Consider the following 18,374-nt stretch of genomic DNA (forward strand, 5'->3'; position numbering starts at 1 on the left):
CGAGTTTCATAGCAAGCGTTTTAGCTCATTTTTCTAAAATAGTGAAAGCTGTTCACGTTTATCTTCAAATTCATGTAAATATCCGAAAACTTCCTCTGTTCGCCAAAGGATATTGTGTTTTTGACAGGTTTCGATGAAAATGCTCATTAACCGATCATTATTAGGACTGTTACATACGTAATTATCTCCAAAAGCAAATTGATACTTTTTCTTCATTCCTGGAAAGTGTTTATCTAGTTGATCGTAGAAATACTCACGGTTTCCAGCACGCATAGTTACCCCAAAACCAAAACAAAGAATCCCCTTGACTCCGGCTTGAACACAATAATCTAAAATACCGCGAAGATTTTCTTCGCTGTCGTTAATAAAAGGCAAAATAGGGGAGAGCCAAACAACTGTCGGGACTCCGACCTCTTTAAATCTCAGCAAGGTTTCATATCGCTCCTTAGTAGTAGAAACATAAGGCTCTAAGATTTTACATATCTCTTCATCATAAGTTGTCAGAGTCATTTCAACAACGGCTTTGGTTTTTTGATTAATTGATGTTAATAATTCGAGATCCCGTAAGATTCGCGCGGATTTTGTTTGGATTGCTACACCAAATTCATACTTGTCGATCAATTCCAAAGCGCCACGTGTTATTTTTAATCGAGGCTCTAATTGAATGTAAGGATCGGTCATTGCTCCGGTACCAATCATACAAGGTTTTCGCCGTCTTTGCAGCTCCTGTTCGAAAATCTCTAATGCATTCGCTTTTACTTCAATGTCCTCGAAGGGATGATTGATTTGGTAGCAGTCACTGCGGCTATCGCAATAAATGCAGCCATGTGTACAGCCGCGAAAGAGATTCAAGCCGTTTTTTGCTGATAAAATCGTTTTATATTCTTTATAATGCATTGTACACCATCCATTCTAATTTGTTTCAGTCTGAGCATGTTTTCCTGAATTTACAAGAACAAGAGTTCGTATCTATTATCACATAAATTTTTGCTGATAACAATCTTAAGTATCGGTATAATGAGTAGTGGAGGTGTTTTTATTGCTGAAAATTGGTGAGTTCTCCCAGCTTGGTCAGGTGTCGATTCGAACCTTGCGCCATTATGATGAGATCGATCTGCTTCATCCGCAAGTAGTCGATGAAGAATCAGGTTATCGTTATTACTCAGTAAAACAATTAGAAGTTTTAGCCCAGATTGTGTTACTGAGGGAGCTAAAGTTTTCTTTGAAAGAAATCAAAAGCTTGATTCAAGAAGATCCGAAGATTTTTACCGCAGCTTTATTAAAAAAAGATCGTGAAATTGAAAAGGAAATTCAACGTGATCAATTCCGTCAGCAGCAAATCCATCAAATGATTCAACGGATGCAGCATAAAGGGAAATACCAAGTGTCGATCAAGAAAATTCCAGCTTTCTCCATCGTCAGTTTGAGAAAGAGAATTAAGAGCTTTTATCATGAAGGACTACTTTGGGAAGAATTTATGTCTCTGTTAAAAAAACAAGGAATTGCTTTTCCGACTAGCCCTGATGAGAATTTGACAATTTTTCATGATAAGGAATACCTGGAGGAAGGCGTGGATGTTGAGGTAGCGATTCTTTCAGATGTCCAAGCAGTGGAACCGTTGCAGGTACGAGAACTTCCTGCACTGGAGCATGCTGCAATCATGTATGTCGAAGGAAACTATCATCAGCTTCCAGAAACTTATCAAGCATTTGCTAAGTGGCTAGAGGAACATCCTGAATTCAGCATGGTAAAAACCACACGACAAATTTGTCATGTGGGTCCAGAACACACAGAAAATCCAGAAGAGTATTTGACAGAACTACAAATTCCATTAATTTCCTTGACTCTCACGCAACGTGAGGATTTATCTTCTAATTAGAGGTCGCGACTCAAAAAATAATTGGGGGAATCAACATGGAAATTAAAGAAATCGGCAAAGTGAAACAAACGGATGCAGGCGTTTATTTAGAGTTGTTGCCGGAATACCAGGACGGGTTGATTGGTTTGGATGATTTTAGTCATTTGTATGTTTTGTATTGGTTCCATCATTTAGATATACCGGAGCTTAGAGGAACAACAGTCAGCAAGCCCTATACAAACGGACCAGAAGAACTAGGAACTTTTGCTACAAGAGGCCCCGTTAGACCGAATCCAATTGCGCTGTCGGCAGCAAAAATTGTCAGCATTCAGGGAAACAAAGTGTATCTTGAATATTTAGATGCAGAAGCTGACAGTCCAATTCTAGATATTAAGCCTTATACAGCAAGCTCTGACGTATTAGAAACCTTTCAAGGACCTGAGTGGTGCGCGCATTGGCCGCAATCCTTTGAACGCTCGGGAAATTTTGACTGGGGAGCAGAGTTCAATTTTCCTGAATAGGGTAGAAAAATTTTAAAAAAATAGTTTCACTTTAACAATCGAACGATCATGCTTGTCTTTTTAAATGAGCATGATCGTTCATTTTTCGTTTTTAAGCAAAAAAAATCAAGAATAATGAAAATTTCAGTGATTTTCTGATAAAACAATTTCTATTGATGTTTCATTATTGATAAATAAATGAATTAGTGCTATATTATCAAATGTAATTGATACAGATTTTAAGGAGATGTAATACAGTGAGCAAGAAGGGTTCAGAAATCATTGTAAGTAGTTTAGAAAATCATAATGTTCCATTTATTTTTGGGATTCCTGGTGCCAAGATTGATGGCGTCTTTGATACATTAGAGGATCACGGGCCACAACTAATTTTAGCTCGTCATGAACAAAACGCAGCGTTTATGGCTCAAGCAATTGGACGGTTGACTGGAGAACCGGGGGTTGTGATCGCCACCAGCGGCCCTGGAGCAAGTAATTTAGCAACAGGATTAGTTACTGCAACAGCTGAAGGAGATCCTGTTTTAGCTTTAGCTGGTCAGGTAAAACGTTCTGACCTTTCAAAGTTAACTCATCAGAGTATGGATAATGCAGCACTGTTTGCACCTATCACAAAATATAGTTCTGAGATTCAAGATCCAGAAACCTTATCAGAAAATATCGCGAATGCGTTTCGAATTGCAAAAACAGCTAAAAAAGGCGCTAGTTTTCTCTCTATTCCTCAAGATGTAACGGATGGGGAAGTGCAAGGAGAAGCGATTAAGCCATTATCTGCTCCGATTTTAGGTGCAGCCTCAGAGGAAGATATTGCGGACTTAACTAAACGAATCCGTGATGCAAAATTACCAACATTATTAGTCGGTATGCGGGCATCCGGAAAAAAAGAAACAGCTGCGATTCGAAAGTTGGTTGAAAAAACTGGTTTACCAGTCGTTGAAACCTTTCAAGGGGCGGGAATTATTTCACGAGAGTTAGAGAATCATTTCTTTGGCCGCGTTGGACTATTTCGCAATCAACCAGGTGATATGCTGTTGAAGCGTAGTGATTTAGTCCTAGCAATTGGTTATGACCCAATCGAGTATGAAGCAAGAAACTGGAATGCAGAGAAAGATGCACGTATTGTAGTAATTGATGAAGTCCCTATGGAAATCGATCAATACATGCAGCCAGAAGCTGAGTTAATTGGCAGCATCGCCAGAACGATTGAAAAATTAAGTGATTCAATCGACACTTACCAATTGTCAGCGGATGCTGATCACTATTTATCAACCCTGCAAGACAAATTAACAAACGGCAGACATAAAAGTGAAACAGCAGAAGGTCGCGTTCATCCCCTAGAAGTCATTGATACGCTGCAAAAAAATGTAACAGATGAAATGACAGTAACCGTGGATGTCGGTAGTCACTATATTTGGATGGCTCGTCATTTCCGCAGTTATGAACCACGCCATCTGCTCTTCAGTAACGGGATGCAAACATTAGGGGTAGCTTTGCCATGGGCAATTTCTTCTGCACTAGTACGTCCAAATACTCAAATATTCTCAGTTTCCGGAGATGGTGGCTTCTTATTCTCAGCCCAAGAATTAGAAACAGCCGTTCGTTTGAAGCAAAAAATTATCCACTTAATCTGGAATGATGGCAGCTACAATATGGTGGAATTTCAGGAAGAAATGAAATATGATCGTTCGTCAGGCGTACATTTTGGACCTGTAGATTTCGTGAAATATGCAGAGGCTTTCGGAGCAAAAGGATTACGTGCAACATCAAAAGCAGAATTAGAAACAGCCATTCAAGAGGGGCTAACCACAGAAGGACCGGTAATCATCGATATTCCGATTGATTATTCAGATAATAAAGAATTAGGTAAAACAATTTTACCTGATCAATTCTATTAGACCTTCTTAGTGAATATCTGTGAAATAAAATAAAAGAAGGGGATTACTCATGACAGTGAAAACAAAAAGCTATATCTATCAGCATGGAACACTGGGTGGTTTGATGCAAGATTTAATGGATGGAACAGAAAAAATCGGTACTTTATCAGATTACGGTGATTTTGGTTTGGGAACATTAGAAGGCTCAAACGGGGAAGTCATTTTCCTAGATGGTGTCATCTATCATGCTGATGAAACGGGAAGAATCAATCAATTATTCGGTGATGAATTGACGCCATATGCGGCAGTCACTAATTTTGAGTCGGATGAACGATTTAATTTAATGGATGTTTCTGATGATAATGTAAAAGAGGATATTTTAGAAAAAATCAGCCACAATCTATTTGCGGCTGTCAAAATAAATGGCAAGTTTAAACATATGCATGTGCGGGTCGCACCAAAACAAGAGAAACCATATCCGCGTTTCGTTGAAATTGCACGAAACCAACCAGAATTTGAGGCTGATAATATTTCTGGAACGATTGTCGGTTTCTTTACACCAAGATTATTTCACGGTGCCGCAGCTGCTGGATTCCATTTACATTTCATTAGCGATGATCGGAAATTCGGCGGTCACGTGTTGGATTTTGAGTTGTCAGATGGAACGATCGATCTTATGGAATTGGCCGAATTCCGACAACACTTTCCAACTGAGAATGCAGATTATCTCTCAAATGAGATCAAATTGGACGAAATTTCAAAAGATATTGAAGAAGCAGAATAGAAAAAATGACAGAAGCAAATTTTAATTTTTTGCTTCTGTCATTTTACGCATTTTTTCCCATTTTTGATTTTGCTGAGATTAAACGAGAGCGACCAGGGGCTTGGACTAAAACTGTCAACTCTTTCAGAGCATCCTTAGCGATCCATTGCTTTGGTTTAGATGTTTGTTTTTGCATTGTCTCGGCTGTTTTGATTGCTAACTCTTTAGCTTCTAAATTGGTTTTGCCAAGTTCTCTCAAAGCCCAAGAGGCGGCCTTTTTCACTAATAAGCGATCGTCATCTGAATTGTTCTCGATCAGCTTTAAATAGGCTTTTATTTCAGAGATTGAAAGAGAAGCATGCGTCGAGGTACTGGCGATAAGTGTAAAGGCGGCACGCTTGAAATACAGCTTATCAGAATTTATCCAACTCTGAATGTAACGATCAAAATCATTTTGTTTGATCAGAATATTTTTACAGAACAAATCACAGAGATCCCAAGAAGTGATTCCATCCATTAGATAGTTGATATCTAGATCGTTACAGTCTTTAGACTTGAGTGCCAGCACGGCAAGTATTTTACATTCATGATAATTGGTTTGCCATAGCTGCATTAAGAAATCCTTTTCTTTTGGAATTTTTCGAGCGAATTTACGCAGTTCAGCAGTAGAAACACCGAGCGTTTGTTCCTCGGGAATGCCAAGTTTGATAATGTTCTCCTTGAATTTCTCTGAAGCAGCCTCTTTTAAATAAGTCAGAATTTCATCAATCGTCATATTTGTCATCCTTTCCAAAGAATAAAAAAGCAGAACAATGATCAGAGATATTCTGATTGTTGTTCTGCTTTTTTGAATGTTTTTTTAAATTCCTAATAGTGGGGCAGGGTTTACAAAGCCTGACCATAACGCTGTTGATACACCAAAGTGTAGATGAACGCCTGTTGAATTTCCCGTTGTTCCCATACCGCCTAATACTTGACCAGCACTGACTGATGAGCCAACACCAACACTTGGTGCAGAGACCATGTGCATATAGTAAGAGTAGTAACCATCAGGATGCTGAATCACCACATGGTTCCCAGCTGACCAATGGAAACCAGCTTCAACGACTGTTCCACCTTTAGAAGCCATGATTGGAGTGCCAGCAGAACCAGCAAAATCAATACCATCGTGTTGTGTACCAGATGCGCCTGTTGGATCTTGGCGTGGACCAAATGGACTTGTAACGACTAACCCAATTGACAACGGAGAAGCCCAACCACTGCTAGTTGCCGCAGGTTTAGAGGTATTCGATGTTGAGGTCGTCGGATTGGTTGTCACCTGACTAGCACCAGCATCGGTAACTGTTTGTGCTTGCTGCTGTTGTTGTTTCGCTTCTTGCTCTTGTTTCTGAGCTTCGAGCTGAGCAATTTCCGCTTCTTGTTTCTGTTTTGCAGTTTCCGCCTCAGCTGCTTGTTTTTCGGCTTCTTCCGCAGCCTTTTGAGCTTCTTCTGCGGCTTTTTTCGCTTGTTTTTCAGCTTCAGCTTGTGCTTTTTCACGAGCTTCTTCTTCTTTTTTACGTTGTTCTTCTAAAGCTTTCAAAGCGGCTTGACGTTTCTTCTCAGCCTCTTCTTTTTGTTTTTCATATTTATCTTTTTGGTCTTTTTCAGTAGCAATACTTGCTTGGATCTCATTAATCTTCACTTGTTGATCCAATTTCGTTTGAACTAATTGCTCTTGTTTGGCTTTTAACTCCGCCGTTTTCTTGTTGATTACCTGCAAACGTTGTTCGGCTTCTTTTTCAAGCTTTTCTAATTCTGCTTTATCTTTGGTTTGTTGTTCCATAATATTTTTGCTTGCTGTTAAAATAGTAGAGACAGCCATTGTCTTTTTGACTGCTTCACCAAGTGATTTAGAGTTAATCACAGCATCAACGATTGAACCAGAATCCTGTTTTGTCTGAACATCTCGAGCTTGATTTCTGATTTGTTCATCACGTTTTTGGATTTTCTCTTGAAGAATAGCAATTTTAGCAGTTAAATCGCTTAATTTCTTTTCCTCGTTTGTCTTATCTTTTAAGACTGCATTTACTTCTTGTTCCACCGCAGCAACTTGCTGTTCTAACGCTGCTTTTTGATCCTCAGCAGATTGCTCAGTTTGCTGTAAATCAGAGATTTTCTTATCTTGATCGGCAATCTTTTGATCGTATTCATCTGCTAATGCACTTAATGGGGTAGTGGTTAGTGTTAAGGCACATAATGTTAGTGCCGTGTATTTTTTCAACTTAATCAATGGATTCCCTCACTTTTTTCAGCTTTCGCGTTCAATTATATAAGAATTTATGAAGAAAAAGTTTAAAGTATTTGAATTTTTATCTAACCGTATAGATTGTAATGATAATGAAATATTCCAAGAGGAAATTAAGCGTGAAACTGCTTGACAAGTCGCCGTTTTAATGTTTTTTGAATGCTAAAATTGATTGAATTAACTTATATTTGAATCAATGGAGTAATTCATGGAGTTGCGGTAAAATAAACCGAAAGTTATCAATACTCTCATAAATCAGATTAGAGAAATTGATCTACTTAAAAAATTTTCAGATCAGGAGGAATTAACATGGGGTGGGAAAATCAAGAAGCTAAAGAAGAGGCTTATAAATTAATGTTGATGCAGCAAAAAGCATTATTAGAAGGTGAAACGGATTTGATAGCTAATTTGGCTAATTCATCTGCCTTATTAAATCAGACATTAAAAGAAACAGTTTTTGCAGGGTATTACCTTTTTAAAAACGATGAATTAATCTTGGGCCCATTTCAAGGAAATGTTTCGTGTGTTCACATCGCAATGGGAAAAGGTGTTTGCGGGGAAGCGGCTGAGAAGAACCAAACATTAATCGTGGAAAATGTGCTGGAGCACAAAAATTATATTGCTTGTGATTCAGCTGCACGATCAGAAATTGTTGTTCCAATGAAGAAGGGGGAACAATTGATAGGCGTATTGGATTTAGATAGTTCCGAGATAGCTATGTACGATCAAATTGATCAGTTTTACTTGGAACAATACGTCTCATTATTACTGGAAAATTTAAACTAAAATTTTAATATTTATCTAAAAAGATGGTTATTTGATAAATAACACCCTTAATGTAGTATTTTACTCCGCTTAATGCTACTATATAAGTGTAGTATAAAACATTAATGAGGTGGTTTAATGAATAAAGAAGCGATTATTGTTGGAGAAAGCTATGAATGTCGTAAGACTGATTTTGCTCGGCCGATCATTGGAGAGGTGATCCGTAAAGATACTAACGGCTGCATCGTGAATGTTGAACGCTTTTACGGATTAGATGCAGATAAGATCGATCAAGTAAATGGACAAGTAGTAATTAAATACAGTGAAGTAGCAGGGATTGTTTCCAAAGAGTGTTTCTTTAGTTAACGGACCGTCCTGTTTAAAAAATCACTCCGAGAATATCTCTGAGTGATTTTTTTGTATCAATTTTTCAGGTAAATCAGATTTACAATTATTGAATAACATAGCCATATTTTTTAGTTTTTTTCAAAAAAATAGTTTTTGCTTATTAATTAAGAACTTAATGATTGGAATATGCACTTAAAATCCCATGGAAGGCTATTCCATGGGATTTACTAGCTAATTAGTTTTTTCAATTGTTTTGATTAGATACTCAGCAAACTCTGAGGTAGATAACTCTTCGATATCAATCATCTGCGCGAAATCGTGTGTCATCTGATTGTTCAGCAACGCTTTTTCAATGGCAGCCATAATTTTTTCGCTGGCCTCAAACCAGCCAAGATGATCCAACATCATTGATGCGGAGAGTAGTAATGAACAAGGATTAGCCCAGCCTTTACCAGCAATATCAGGTGCTGTTCCATGGGTAGCCTCAAAAATTGCATGTCCTGTTTTGTAATTGATATTTGCGCCTGGAGAAATGCCGATCCCGCCAACTTGTGCAGCTAATGCATCAGAAATATAATCACCATTCAGGTTAGTTGTTGCCACTACTTGGTATTTTTCTGGATACAGCAGAATTTGTTGCAGGAAGTTATCCGCAATAACGTCATCCACAATAATTTTCCCTGCATTTTTGGCTTTTTCTAATGCTTCATTCGCTTTTTCAGTACTGTATTCAGAAGCGATTTCTTTATACTGATTCATCGTAAAAGCTTGAGGATAGTTCTTTTCAATTAAATCATAACCCCAATTTTTAAAACCGCCTTCAGTAAATTTCATAATATTTCCCTTATGGACAAGCGTCACCCGTTTTTTCCCTTGCTCGATGGCGTAATCTAGAGTAGCCGCAATTAAACGCTCACTGCCTTCTTGAGAGATAGGTTTAATCCCTAACGAACTGGTGTCTGGGAACCGGACTTTAGTAACGGCTAATTGTTCTGTTAAAAAGTCTAAAAGCTGTTTGACCTCGGCAGAATTATTAGCAAACTCAATTCCAGCATAAACGTCCTCAGTATTTTCTCGAAAGATCGTCATATCCGTTTTTTCAGGTTCTTTCAAAGGTGAAGGAACTCCACTAAAATAGCGGACAGGTCTTACACAAGCGTATAGATCTAATTCTTGACGCAAGGTTACATTTAGAGAACGGAATCCTTCCCCGATTGGTGTTGTCAGCGGTCCTTTGATAGCAATTTTATGTTGTTTGATTGCCTCTAATGTTTCGTCGGGAAGCCAGGTACCTGTTTGGTTAAACGCTTTTTCACCCGCAAGAATCTCAAGCCATTCAATTTTTCGATCATTTGAATAAGCAGAAAAAACGGCCGCATCAACAACCTTTTTTGTCGCCTGCCAAATTTCTGGTCCGATACCATCACCCTCGATATAAGGAATAATTGGAGTCAAAGTGTTCGTCATTATGCCTGCTCCTTTTGCATTTTTTTGTTAATCACTAGCGGTAAAATTCCTTGATTCTTCCAATAAGCAATATCAGCTTCGGAATCAAAGCGTAATTTTGCATGGAAGTGGATATCCTTTTCGCCACTGGCAGTCACATCAATGATTTGATTGATTGCCGGTTCCGTTGGAAAATCGAAGCTGTAGCTTTCCAAGCCAGTCAAACCAAGCGATTCAGCGGTTTCTCCAGGAAGGTATTCAAAAGGAATAACCCCCATCATCACCAAGTTACTGCGATGGATTCGTTCATAGCTTTCTGCTAAAACTGCTTTGACACCTAAAAGGTTCGTTCCTTTAGCAGCCCAGTCTCGAGACGATCCCATACCGTAATCTTTTCCCGCAAGAATCAATGTACCAATTTGCTCTTTTTGGTATTGCATTGCTGCATCGTAAATGGATAGCTCTTCACCAGTTGTCGCCAGTTTTGTGTACCCACCAGTTGTTTCCGGAGTTAATTGGTTTTGAATTCGAATGTTTCCAAAGGTTCCCCGCATCATTACTTCGTGGTTGCCTCGTCTGGAACCAAAGGAATTGAAATCTTTATACGCTAAGCCGCGATCTTTCAAGTATTTACCAGCAGGAGATTGAAGGCCGATATTTCCGGCAGGAGAAATATGGTCAGTTGTTACCGTGTCTCCAAATTTGGCTAAGATGCGTAAATTGTTTAATGGATTTGTCTCATTTGATCCTTGTCCAAGAGTTGTAAAGAACGGTGGATTGGCAATGTATGTTGATGCATCGTCCCACTCGTAACAATCACCCTCTGAGGTTTCGATCTGATTCCAGCGTTCATTAGATTGATAGACATTTTTATACGCTTCGCGGAAATCATCTGGATTCAAGAAATCATTTATATAAGTACTCACTTCTTCTTGTGTAGGCCATAAATCTTTTAAATAAATGTCCTTACCAGCAACTGTAGCCAATGCTTCTTTTGTTAGATCCTTTTTAATCGTGCCGGCTAGAGCGTAGGCGATCACTAAAGGAGGAGAGGCTAAGTAATTTGCTTTAATTAGCGGATGAATCCGACCTTCAAAATTTCTGTTCCCTGATAAGACAGCCGAAACAACTAATTCACTATCTTTTAAGGTAGTTTCAATCTCCTCTGCTAAAGGACCAGAATTTCCGATACAGGTTGTACACCCGTAACCAACGATATCAAATCCTAATTCAGCCAAAGGCTCTAACAAGTTGCCTTTTTCTAAATACTGGGTCACGATTTTTGAGCCAGGAGCTAACGAAGTTTTAATTGTTTCTGGAACCTTCATCCCAAGGGATACAGCCTTTTTAGCCAGTAAGCCAGCAGCTACCATGACAGAAGGATTACTCGTATTGGTACAGCTAGTGATTGCAGCTAACGTTAAATCCCCAGTTTCAATTGTATTAGTTGTTCCTTGGATGGCTACCTTTCGATCCACTTCCTCAGAATTCAGACCAAACCCTTTAGGACCACTTGGATTAGTCAAGGAAGTTTGGAAGTTTTCTGCCACTTCTGCCAATTGAATCCGGTCTTGCGGACGTTTTGGACCTGCAACGGAAGATTGAACAATTGATAGATCTAATTGAATCACACGTGTATAGATAGGTGTTTCAGAGCCATCGTAAAAGAGTTTATTTAGCTTCGCGTAGGCTTCAACTAATTCGACCTGTTTTTCAGAACGACCAGTTAAACGTAGATAGTTCAATGTTTCTTCGTCGATTGGGCAGAAGCCACAGGTTGCACCGTATTCAGGTGCCATATTAGCGATTGTTGCACGGTCAGAAAGGCTTAAAGTCTTGTAGCCAGTTCCGAAATATTCAACAAACTTACCAACAACTTTTTCATTACGTAAAAGTTCAGTTAGGTAAAGAGCTAAATCTGTTGCAGTTGCTCCTGGACTCAATGTTCCAGTTAGCTCTACACCGATTACTTCAGGTGTTGGGAAATAGGAGGCTTCTCCTAAGATTGCAGCTTCCGCTTCGATACCGCCGACACCCCAACCAAGTACGCCTAGACCGTTGATCATCGTTGTATGAGAATCTGTTCCTTCTAATGAGTCAGGGAAAAGCAGATTTTCATCGTTCTTCAAAATGACATCAGATAAATACTCTAGATTGACCTGATGAATGATCCCTGTCTCAGGAGGGACAACTTCGAAGTTGTCAAAGGCTTGCTGTGCCCATTTTAAAAATTGATAGCGTTCGTGATTTCGTTCGAATTCTTTCTCTGTATTGTAAGCCAAGCTTTCAGAGGTACCAGCACAATCGACCTGAACGGAATGATCCACTACTAAAGTTACTGGAATCTCTGGGTTAATGAGTTTTGGATCACCGCCTAGCTTTACAACAGCATCGCGCATTGCAGCAAGATCGACGACTGCGGGTACACCTGTAAAGTCTTGTAGAACAACTCTTGACGGTCTAAATGGAACCACACCTGACGGTTGTTTTGCGTTAAATGCAATTAAACTTTCTAAATCCGAAAGCTCCTGATGACGGGCTAAGCTTTCTAATAGTACTCGAATGCTGAATGGATAATCAGCGATATTTTTTTGATACGAATCAACAATTGATGAAAGATCGAAGTATGTATAATGTTCGTTATTGATTAAAAGTTCTTTTCTCCAATTCAATCCAAAATCCCTCCTAAGTACGTTATCGTTTAAAATCAGATGGGTTTATTATACGAATAAAGAAAAAGAAAGTAAATGAAATTATTAAAAGTATTTCATTTTACGCCAATGGTGTTATAATGTTTCTTAACCCGATTGTTAAATTAAATAAGGTTAGGAGGACATAATGATGTTAGATTTGAACCAAATGGCTGATGTATGCCGAAAAGAGGACTATTTAGATGCTTCTTTATATAAGAAACATAACGTGAAAAGAGGTTTGCGTGATCTAGATGGTAAAGGAGTTTTAGCTGGTTTAACCAATATCTCCACGATTCATCCGCAAATTATGGACGGTGATAAGATTGTTTCCAAGTATGGGGAATTACGTTATCGTGGAATTGATATCAATGAATTAGTAAATGGCTTTGTTTCAGAAGAGCGTCTGGGCTTTGAAGAAGTGAGTTATTTGTTATTATTTGGGTCATTGCCAACCGAAGTTGAACTAGCGGAATTCAAAGCTTTAATCGGCAAAAGACGAACACTTCCTACCAACTTCGTCCGTGATGTTATTATGAAGGCGCCATCACATAATATCATGAATATGATTTCCAGAAGTGTTCTCACATTGGGATGTTACGATGATAAAACGGATGATATCAGTATTGAGAATGTTTTAGATCAAAGTTTATCATTGATTGCAACGTTTCCAATGATTGCTGTCTATTCTTACCATGCTTACAATCACTACAGTAAGGGCGATAGCATGTATATCCATCGTCCGGATGAAAACTTGAGTACTGCAGAGGCTATTTTGACAATGCTGCGTCCAGATAAAAAATATACCAGCCAAGAAGCCCAAACATTAGATATGGCGTTGGTGTTACATATGGAACACGGCGGAGGGAACAACTCGACTTTTACAACTCGAGTCGTTACTTCTAGCGGCACAGATACTTATTCAACAATTGCAGCAGCATTAGGCTCATTAAAGGGACCAAAGCATGGTGGGGCCAATATTAAGGTGACCCAAATGATGGAAGATTTAAAAGAGAACGTAAATGATTGTGAAGATGAGAACGAAATTCGCGATTACTTAGAAAAGATTTTAAATAAGGAAGCATTCGATAAACAAGGGCTAATTTACGGTATGGGCCATGCGATTTATGCGGAGTCCGATCCACGAGCTGAGATTTTCAAACGGTATGTTGAAAAATTAGCGGCAGAAAAGGGTTCTGAGGCCTCTGCCGAATTTAACTTGTATCGCAAAGTGGAGCGTCTGGCACCTGAGATTATTTCTGAACGACGTAAAGTTTATAAGGGAGTCAGTGCCAATATTGATTTCTTTAGTGGTTTTGTTTATCACATGTTAGATTTACCCCAAGAATTGTATACGCCGATGTTTGCGATCGCGCGAATCGTTGGCTGGTCAGCACACCGTATCGAAGAGCTGATTAATGTTCAAAAAATCATTCGGCCTGCTTATATGGAAGTTTCCGAAGACCGTGAATATCAAAATATTACTAAGCGCTAAAAACATCCGTCAGAATCTTCTTCTGGCGGATATTTTCTATTCTGTAATCAATCCTAAGTCAACACAAGCTTTCCAAATACCATCGTCATTTACAGCAGTTGTCACATAAGCGGCTTTTTCCTTAAGAGCTGGTGCAGCATTTCCCATGGCAACGGGAAACCCTACAGCATCAAACATGGTGAAATCATTTTCTTCATCACCGAAGGCTAGTGCTTGTTTGGCCGTGATGTTCATTGAGTCACAGATTTTATGAATTCCTTCTGCCTTTGTCCCAGTTTTCAAATGGATATTAGCCGCAACAGGAGCGACCTTTTCTACGATAAGCGGGGAGTCTATCCCTAAGTTGAAATCTGTTTTTTCGCTCCAAGGAACGATCAATTGGATGACATCTTTCGGGAGCGGATCTGTTTTTTTCAGCAAGGTCTTTTTAGAGGAAGGGTCTCCTATATATTGATTTGTCTCGAAGCAATACAATTCATGAGGAGTTTCGATTAAACATTCTATATTCAGCTTTTCTAAATGATCTAAGAGCTCCGCTAATAGCGGTTGAGGGATTACATTTTGATGAATCATTGTTCCTTGGTAATGTACACAATTTCCATTGGATGAAATAATGCTGTCCACGCCTAAATTACGGGCCATATCAGCTAAAGTGCCATAATGCCGACCGGAAGCAATCACGGGTTCGATCTGGCTTTCTTTTAATCTGCGTAAAGCCTGCTTTGCAGATTCGGGAATTCGTTCATCGAAGGACAATCCATGAGGTAAGTTGTTATCGGCCAGGGTACCATCAATATCAAAAAAAGCTACTCGATAATTTTTCATGCGAACACTCCTCGTAATATATTTCAGAGCTAGTAATTACTCTGTAAAAAATCGAAACTGAAACTTTAAATTTTTTCTTTTACAATTAGTATAAAAGAAAGTTAAAGAAACATCAGCTCAAATTTTTAATTAGCAAAGATTTAATGAAAGGAATGTGGAAAATGATTGTAATCATAACGGGAGCGACTCATACAGGTAAGACAGTTTTAGCACAAAGACTATTGGAGACCTATCATTATCCTTATTTGTCAATTGATCATCTGAAGATGGGCTTGATCCGAAGTGGCGAAACAGAGTTAACGCCAGCGGATGATGAAGAACTTACACTCTATCTATGGAACATTTTAAAAGAGGTCATTAAAACAGCGATTGAAAATGAACAAAATTTAATTATTGAAGGGATATATGTTCCCTTTAATTGGAAACAATCTTTTTCTAAAGAATACTTGGATCAGATCAGTTATTACTGTTTGATTATGACGAAAAACTATATTGAGACTCATTTTTCTGATATTAAAAAGTATGCAAATACGATTGAAAAAAGACTGGATGATTCGGATTTGACGATGGAGGATTTGATTAAAACCAACAGTGAAAATCTAACGATGTGCGAAAAATACGCCTGTAATTATTTATTGATTGATGAAACCTATAATTTTGAGGAGGACTTACATGAGAGTGGAATCATATAAACGTGAAGATTACCTACAGGATTTACCAGAGATATGCTTGTATGATCCTTTATTGAAAAAGTTGAGCCAGAAGCTCTTTTACAATACAAAGGATGAAATAGAAGCCATTCAAACAGCCTTTTTATATGTCAGAGATCAGATAGATCATTCGTGGGATATCCAAACAGATGAGGTAACCAAAACTTCTGTCGAGGTACTGAGGAACGGACACGGAATTTGTTATGCCAAGGCAAACCTACTAACGGGATTATTACGAGGTGCGGGCATTCCTACAGGTTATTGCTATCAAAAGTTGCGGCTTTTTGATGATGAAGAAAAGCGCTATTGTATTCATGCGTTAAATGCTGTTTATCTCGAGACATTGGAAAAGTGGGTCAGGATTGATGCACGGGGAAATAAACCGGGAATCAATGCTCAATTTCTTTTGGATAGAGAACAATTAGCCTTCGAACCCAATACCAATCTAGGTGAGCGAGATTACAATATGATTTTTACAAGACCAAATAGAAAAACTATGGTTCTTTTGGATAAAAGCAAAGATGCATTGAGAATGTACGGAAATGAACTGCCGGATTCGCTTTAGGGGAGTAGCTAAGGTGTTGTCTTTCCAATTGCTTGGAAATTCGCTACAATGATAAAAAAGACAGTTGGAGAAGACAAGATGAAGAAGATTACAATTAAAGAAGTTGCTGAAGAAGCGGGCGTTTCGAAAACAACGATCTCGCGCTTTTTAAATAATAATTATGGCAATATGTCAAAGGAAACCAAAGAAAGAATCGCAGAAGTAATCGAACGCTTAAATTATCGGCCCAGCAAACAGGCCCAAGCGTTAAAATCAAAGCACAGCTATTTGATTGGAGTCGTAGTAGCGGATATTTCTAATATGTTTTCTTCATTACTTTTGAAGGGAATTGGAGAGGTTTTAGAAAAAAGCGGGTATCAAATGATTATCATGGATGCGGCAAACTCAATCACTCAAGAAAAAGAACTATTGGAAAAGTTGTTAGATCAAAGTGTTGAAGGAATTATTTTACAGCCTTCTTCAAGACAATCGGCAAATTATACATTTATTTCAGAGCGAAATATTCCACTGTTATTGGTGGATAGGCAAACCGATCCAGTGCAATGGACCTCTGTGTTGACCAATAATCGTGCTGCGACAAGAGAGGTATTGGAAAAAGCGTTGGCAAAGGGCTATGAACAGGTAGTTGTCATCAGTGAACCAATTAAAGACGTTAGCACTCGACAATTACGCTATGAAACAGTCGATCAAGTGGTAAAGGAAGCAGGAAAGCAATGCCAACTGATCGAAATTAGTCAGGAAGAGCAAATCAGTAACAGGTTATCAGCTATTCTTGAAGAGGATTTACAGACTTTGCTGTTTGCTTCCAACGGTCGAATGCTGATGGATGTCTTGACGTGGCTGATTCACCAAGAAATCGCCATTCCAGAAAAAGTAGGTGTGACTGGATTCGACGACTGGAATTTAACAGAACTTGTCGGTCCTGGAATCACCAGTGTGGAACAGCCTTCAAAAAAGATTGGTGAAGTTGTAGCCAATCAATTACTGCAAAAAATGACGATGAAATTGGAAGAGGTTCAAGAAATAATCGTACCTTCAACTGTTCGTTGGCGGAAGTCAGTATAATCGGAGTTATTTTATAAAATGAATTTTAACAAATAAGCCTTGTTTGGAAACCGGTTACCAAACAAGGCTTATTTATTTTGCAGTAAGGCAGATGTTTTTTAATTTTGAAATCGTTGACATTCTTTGGAAACCGGTTTACTATACAAATATAGAAACCGGTTAACTAATTGAAAGGACGCGATTTTATGAGAGATAAAAAGCTTGTACTTAATTTTTTAGTTTATGCAGATAGAGTAGCTAATGGTGCTTTGCAAAGCGATTTATTACAGGAAATATCTGATTTAGGTTTTACCCAAGTTGAAATTCGGAGAGAGTACTTTAAAGATATTCAAAAAGAGATACCTGTTATCCAATCAGAGGCAGAACGATTGGAATTGAAGTTGTTTTACAGTGTTCCTGACGAGGTCTATGTGAATGGGGAAATCAATCCTAAGTTACAACAATACTTAATTGAAGCTAAGCAAATGGGTGTCCAGCACATCAAATGGAATATTGGCGATTTTAATGGAGAACTTCATGAAAATGAATTGAAAGCGCTTGTTGTTTCTAAGGTTGCTATCTCAATTGAAAATGATCAAACTCAAACTTCGGGAACGATTAGTGCTATCAATACTTTTATGAAAGCTGTTAAGGTGGCTGGCTTACCGATTGGTTACGTATATGACCTTGGTAACTGGCGGTTTGTTGGCGAGGATGAAATAAAAGCCGCCGAATTATTAAAAGACTATGTTCGCTACATTCATGTAAAGGATGTAGAAGTTGAAAAAGAACAACCACAAGCAATAGGACTTGATCATGGTGATATTGATTGGCGTAAAGTTTTACAAATACTACCTCAGGATGTACCAGTTGCAATCGAGTATCCTACAACCGCAAATGCTGAAATTTTAGAAGCCAAAGAATTATTGGAGAGTGAATTCTAATGACTGAACAACAAACAAAAATCGATCCAGAAACATTTGCTTATCATTTTATGGAAACGATTCATCGACCTGAAATAGATAAGGAAGATATGGAGGTAGCAGCAAAAGAAGCTTTAGCTGCTTATCTGACTGGGTATTATTTGATCCAAAAATTCAATCATTTGGAAAATGACTTCTTTGTTGAAGATCATGCAAAACCGATTTCAAAATACCAGCGCATCTTAAGTGAGCTAAACAAATATTAGGAG

General features: G+C 38.5%; 18 protein-coding genes. 12 read left to right on the forward strand and 6 right to left on the reverse strand.

The window, feature by feature from the left end:
- Positions 1-33: 33 nt before the first annotated feature.
- Positions 34-897: an SPL family radical SAM protein gene (locus KQI58_RS12740; RefSeq protein ID WP_216409468.1), complete on the reverse strand. Its 864-nt coding sequence runs from the start codon at positions 895-897 to the stop codon at positions 34-36.
- Between the two features lie 133 nt (positions 898-1,030).
- Between KQI58_RS12740 and KQI58_RS12745 the strand changes: the two genes are divergently transcribed.
- The 4 genes from KQI58_RS12745 to budA all read left to right on the forward strand — a co-directional run bounded on the left by KQI58_RS12745 (position 1,031) and on the right by budA (position 5,031).
- Entirely contained in the window at positions 1,031-1,879 is an 849-nt protein-coding gene (locus KQI58_RS12745; protein WP_367397939.1) for a MerR family transcriptional regulator, read from the forward strand.
- Positions 1,880-1,914: 35 nt separating this feature from the next.
- Positions 1,915-2,379, forward strand: coding sequence for a tRNA (N6-threonylcarbamoyladenosine(37)-N6)-methyltransferase TrmO (gene tsaA / locus KQI58_RS12750; RefSeq protein WP_216409470.1), 465 nt, complete (start codon positions 1,915-1,917; stop codon positions 2,377-2,379).
- A gap of 236 nt (positions 2,380-2,615) precedes the next feature.
- On the forward strand, positions 2,616-4,268 hold the full coding sequence (gene alsS / locus KQI58_RS12755) for an acetolactate synthase AlsS (protein WP_216409471.1): 1,653 nt from the start codon (positions 2,616-2,618) through the stop codon (positions 4,266-4,268).
- A 49-nt stretch (positions 4,269-4,317) separates the two neighbouring features.
- Positions 4,318-5,031 carry an acetolactate decarboxylase gene (gene budA / locus KQI58_RS12760; protein ID WP_216409472.1) on the forward strand — a complete coding sequence of 238 codons (714 nt, stop codon included), beginning with the start codon at positions 4,318-4,320 and terminating at the stop codon, positions 5,029-5,031.
- A 43-nt stretch (positions 5,032-5,074) separates the two neighbouring features.
- Here budA and KQI58_RS12765 read toward each other — a convergent pair whose 3' ends face one another.
- Complete coding sequence (locus KQI58_RS12765; RefSeq protein ID WP_216409473.1) at positions 5,075-5,785, reverse strand: DNA alkylation repair protein; 711 nt, start codon at positions 5,783-5,785, stop codon at positions 5,075-5,077.
- An 84-nt stretch (positions 5,786-5,869) separates the two neighbouring features.
- A complete protein-coding gene (locus KQI58_RS12770; RefSeq protein ID WP_216409474.1) occupies positions 5,870-7,279 on the reverse strand; it encodes a peptidoglycan DD-metalloendopeptidase family protein in 1,410 nt (469 codons plus the stop codon).
- Positions 7,280-7,603: 324 nt separating this feature from the next.
- On the opposite strand from KQI58_RS12770, the gene KQI58_RS12775 reads away from it, so the two are divergent.
- Together KQI58_RS12775 and KQI58_RS12780 are read left to right on the forward strand one after the other, a co-directional pair.
- The gene (locus KQI58_RS12775) at positions 7,604-8,080 is read left to right on the forward strand and encodes a GAF domain-containing protein (RefSeq protein ID WP_216409475.1); all 477 of its coding nucleotides are present in this window, start codon (positions 7,604-7,606) and stop codon (positions 8,078-8,080) included.
- Between the two features lie 117 nt (positions 8,081-8,197).
- Entirely contained in the window at positions 8,198-8,425 is a 228-nt protein-coding gene (locus tag KQI58_RS12780; protein WP_216409476.1) for a hypothetical protein, read from the forward strand.
- A gap of 213 nt (positions 8,426-8,638) precedes the next feature.
- Here the strand turns inward: KQI58_RS12780 and icd are convergent, their stop codons facing one another.
- Both icd and acnA read right to left on the reverse strand, forming a co-directional pair.
- Positions 8,639-9,874, reverse strand: a complete 1,236-nt coding sequence (gene icd / locus KQI58_RS12785) for an NADP-dependent isocitrate dehydrogenase (protein ID WP_216409477.1) — start codon at positions 9,872-9,874, stop codon at positions 8,639-8,641.
- Positions 9,874-12,525 carry an aconitate hydratase AcnA gene (gene acnA, locus KQI58_RS12790; RefSeq protein WP_216409478.1) on the reverse strand — a complete coding sequence of 884 codons (2,652 nt, stop codon included), beginning with the start codon at positions 12,523-12,525 and terminating at the stop codon, positions 9,874-9,876. Before acnA ends, icd begins: the two co-directional genes overlap by 1 nt.
- Positions 12,526-12,712: 187 nt before the next feature.
- Between acnA and KQI58_RS12795 the strand changes: the two genes are divergently transcribed.
- Positions 12,713-14,038 (forward strand): citrate/2-methylcitrate synthase, encoded by a 1,326-nt coding sequence (locus KQI58_RS12795; protein WP_437177528.1) that lies wholly within the window; start codon positions 12,713-12,715, stop codon positions 14,036-14,038.
- 36 nt (positions 14,039-14,074) lie between these two features.
- On the opposite strand, the gene KQI58_RS12800 is transcribed toward KQI58_RS12795, so the two are convergent.
- Positions 14,075-14,863, reverse strand: coding sequence for a Cof-type HAD-IIB family hydrolase (locus tag KQI58_RS12800; RefSeq protein ID WP_216409480.1), 789 nt, complete (start codon positions 14,861-14,863; stop codon positions 14,075-14,077).
- A gap of 161 nt (positions 14,864-15,024) precedes the next feature.
- Between KQI58_RS12800 and KQI58_RS12805 the strand changes: the two genes are divergently transcribed.
- From KQI58_RS12805 to KQI58_RS12825, 5 genes are all read left to right on the forward strand, one after another.
- Positions 15,025-15,555 (forward strand): adenylate kinase, encoded by a 531-nt coding sequence (locus KQI58_RS12805; RefSeq protein ID WP_216409481.1) that lies wholly within the window; start codon positions 15,025-15,027, stop codon positions 15,553-15,555.
- Positions 15,536-16,138 carry a transglutaminase-like domain-containing protein gene (locus KQI58_RS12810; protein ID WP_216409482.1) on the forward strand — a complete coding sequence of 201 codons (603 nt, stop codon included), beginning with the start codon at positions 15,536-15,538 and terminating at the stop codon, positions 16,136-16,138. Before KQI58_RS12805 ends, KQI58_RS12810 begins: the two co-directional genes overlap by 20 nt.
- A 78-nt stretch (positions 16,139-16,216) precedes the next feature.
- Positions 16,217-17,203 carry a LacI family DNA-binding transcriptional regulator gene (locus KQI58_RS12815; RefSeq protein ID WP_216409483.1) on the forward strand — a complete coding sequence of 329 codons (987 nt, stop codon included), beginning with the start codon at positions 16,217-16,219 and terminating at the stop codon, positions 17,201-17,203.
- 185 nt (positions 17,204-17,388) lie between these two features.
- A complete protein-coding gene (locus KQI58_RS12820) occupies positions 17,389-18,126 on the forward strand; it encodes a sugar phosphate isomerase/epimerase family protein (protein ID WP_216409484.1) in 738 nt (245 codons plus the stop codon).
- On the forward strand, positions 18,126-18,371 hold the full coding sequence (locus KQI58_RS12825) for a hypothetical protein (protein ID WP_016182127.1): 246 nt from the start codon (positions 18,126-18,128) through the stop codon (positions 18,369-18,371). Before KQI58_RS12820 ends, KQI58_RS12825 begins: the two co-directional genes overlap by 1 nt.
- Positions 18,372-18,374: the final 3 nt, after the last annotated feature.

Origin of the sequence: Enterococcus raffinosus (assembly GCF_018917525.1) — a bacterium.
GTDB classification, from domain to species: domain Bacteria; phylum Bacillota; class Bacilli; order Lactobacillales; family Enterococcaceae; genus Enterococcus_A; species Enterococcus_A raffinosus_A.

What these genes read in the sequence shown, in the direction of transcription:
- KQI58_RS12740 (WP_216409468.1), bottom strand. Translation starts at nt 897, where the DNA reads ATGCATTATAAAGAATATAAAACGATTTTATCAGCAAAAAACGGCTTG.
- tsaA (WP_216409470.1), top strand. Translation starts at nt 1,915, where the DNA reads ATGGAAATTAAAGAAATCGGCAAAGTGAAACAAACGGATGCAGGCGTT.
- budA (WP_216409472.1), top strand. Translation starts at nt 4,318, where the DNA reads ATGACAGTGAAAACAAAAAGCTATATCTATCAGCATGGAACACTGGGT.
- KQI58_RS12765 (WP_216409473.1), bottom strand. Translation starts at nt 5,785, where the DNA reads ATGACGATTGATGAAATTCTGACTTATTTAAAAGAGGCTGCTTCAGAG.
- KQI58_RS12775 (WP_216409475.1), top strand. Translation starts at nt 7,604, where the DNA reads ATGGGGTGGGAAAATCAAGAAGCTAAAGAAGAGGCTTATAAATTAATG.
- KQI58_RS12780 (WP_216409476.1), top strand. Translation starts at nt 8,198, where the DNA reads ATGAATAAAGAAGCGATTATTGTTGGAGAAAGCTATGAATGTCGTAAG.
- icd (WP_216409477.1), bottom strand. Translation starts at nt 9,874, where the DNA reads ATGACGAACACTTTGACTCCAATTATTCCTTATATCGAGGGTGATGGT.
- KQI58_RS12795 (WP_437177528.1), top strand. Translation starts at nt 12,713, where the DNA reads ATGGCTGATGTATGCCGAAAAGAGGACTATTTAGATGCTTCTTTATAT.
- KQI58_RS12800 (WP_216409480.1), bottom strand. Translation starts at nt 14,863, where the DNA reads ATGAAAAATTATCGAGTAGCTTTTTTTGATATTGATGGTACCCTGGCC.
- KQI58_RS12805 (WP_216409481.1), top strand. Translation starts at nt 15,025, where the DNA reads ATGATTGTAATCATAACGGGAGCGACTCATACAGGTAAGACAGTTTTA.
- KQI58_RS12810 (WP_216409482.1), top strand. Translation starts at nt 15,536, where the DNA reads ATGAGAGTGGAATCATATAAACGTGAAGATTACCTACAGGATTTACCA.
- KQI58_RS12815 (WP_216409483.1), top strand. Translation starts at nt 16,217, where the DNA reads ATGAAGAAGATTACAATTAAAGAAGTTGCTGAAGAAGCGGGCGTTTCG.
- KQI58_RS12820 (WP_216409484.1), top strand. Translation starts at nt 17,389, where the DNA reads ATGAGAGATAAAAAGCTTGTACTTAATTTTTTAGTTTATGCAGATAGA.
- KQI58_RS12825 (WP_016182127.1), top strand. Translation starts at nt 18,126, where the DNA reads ATGACTGAACAACAAACAAAAATCGATCCAGAAACATTTGCTTATCAT.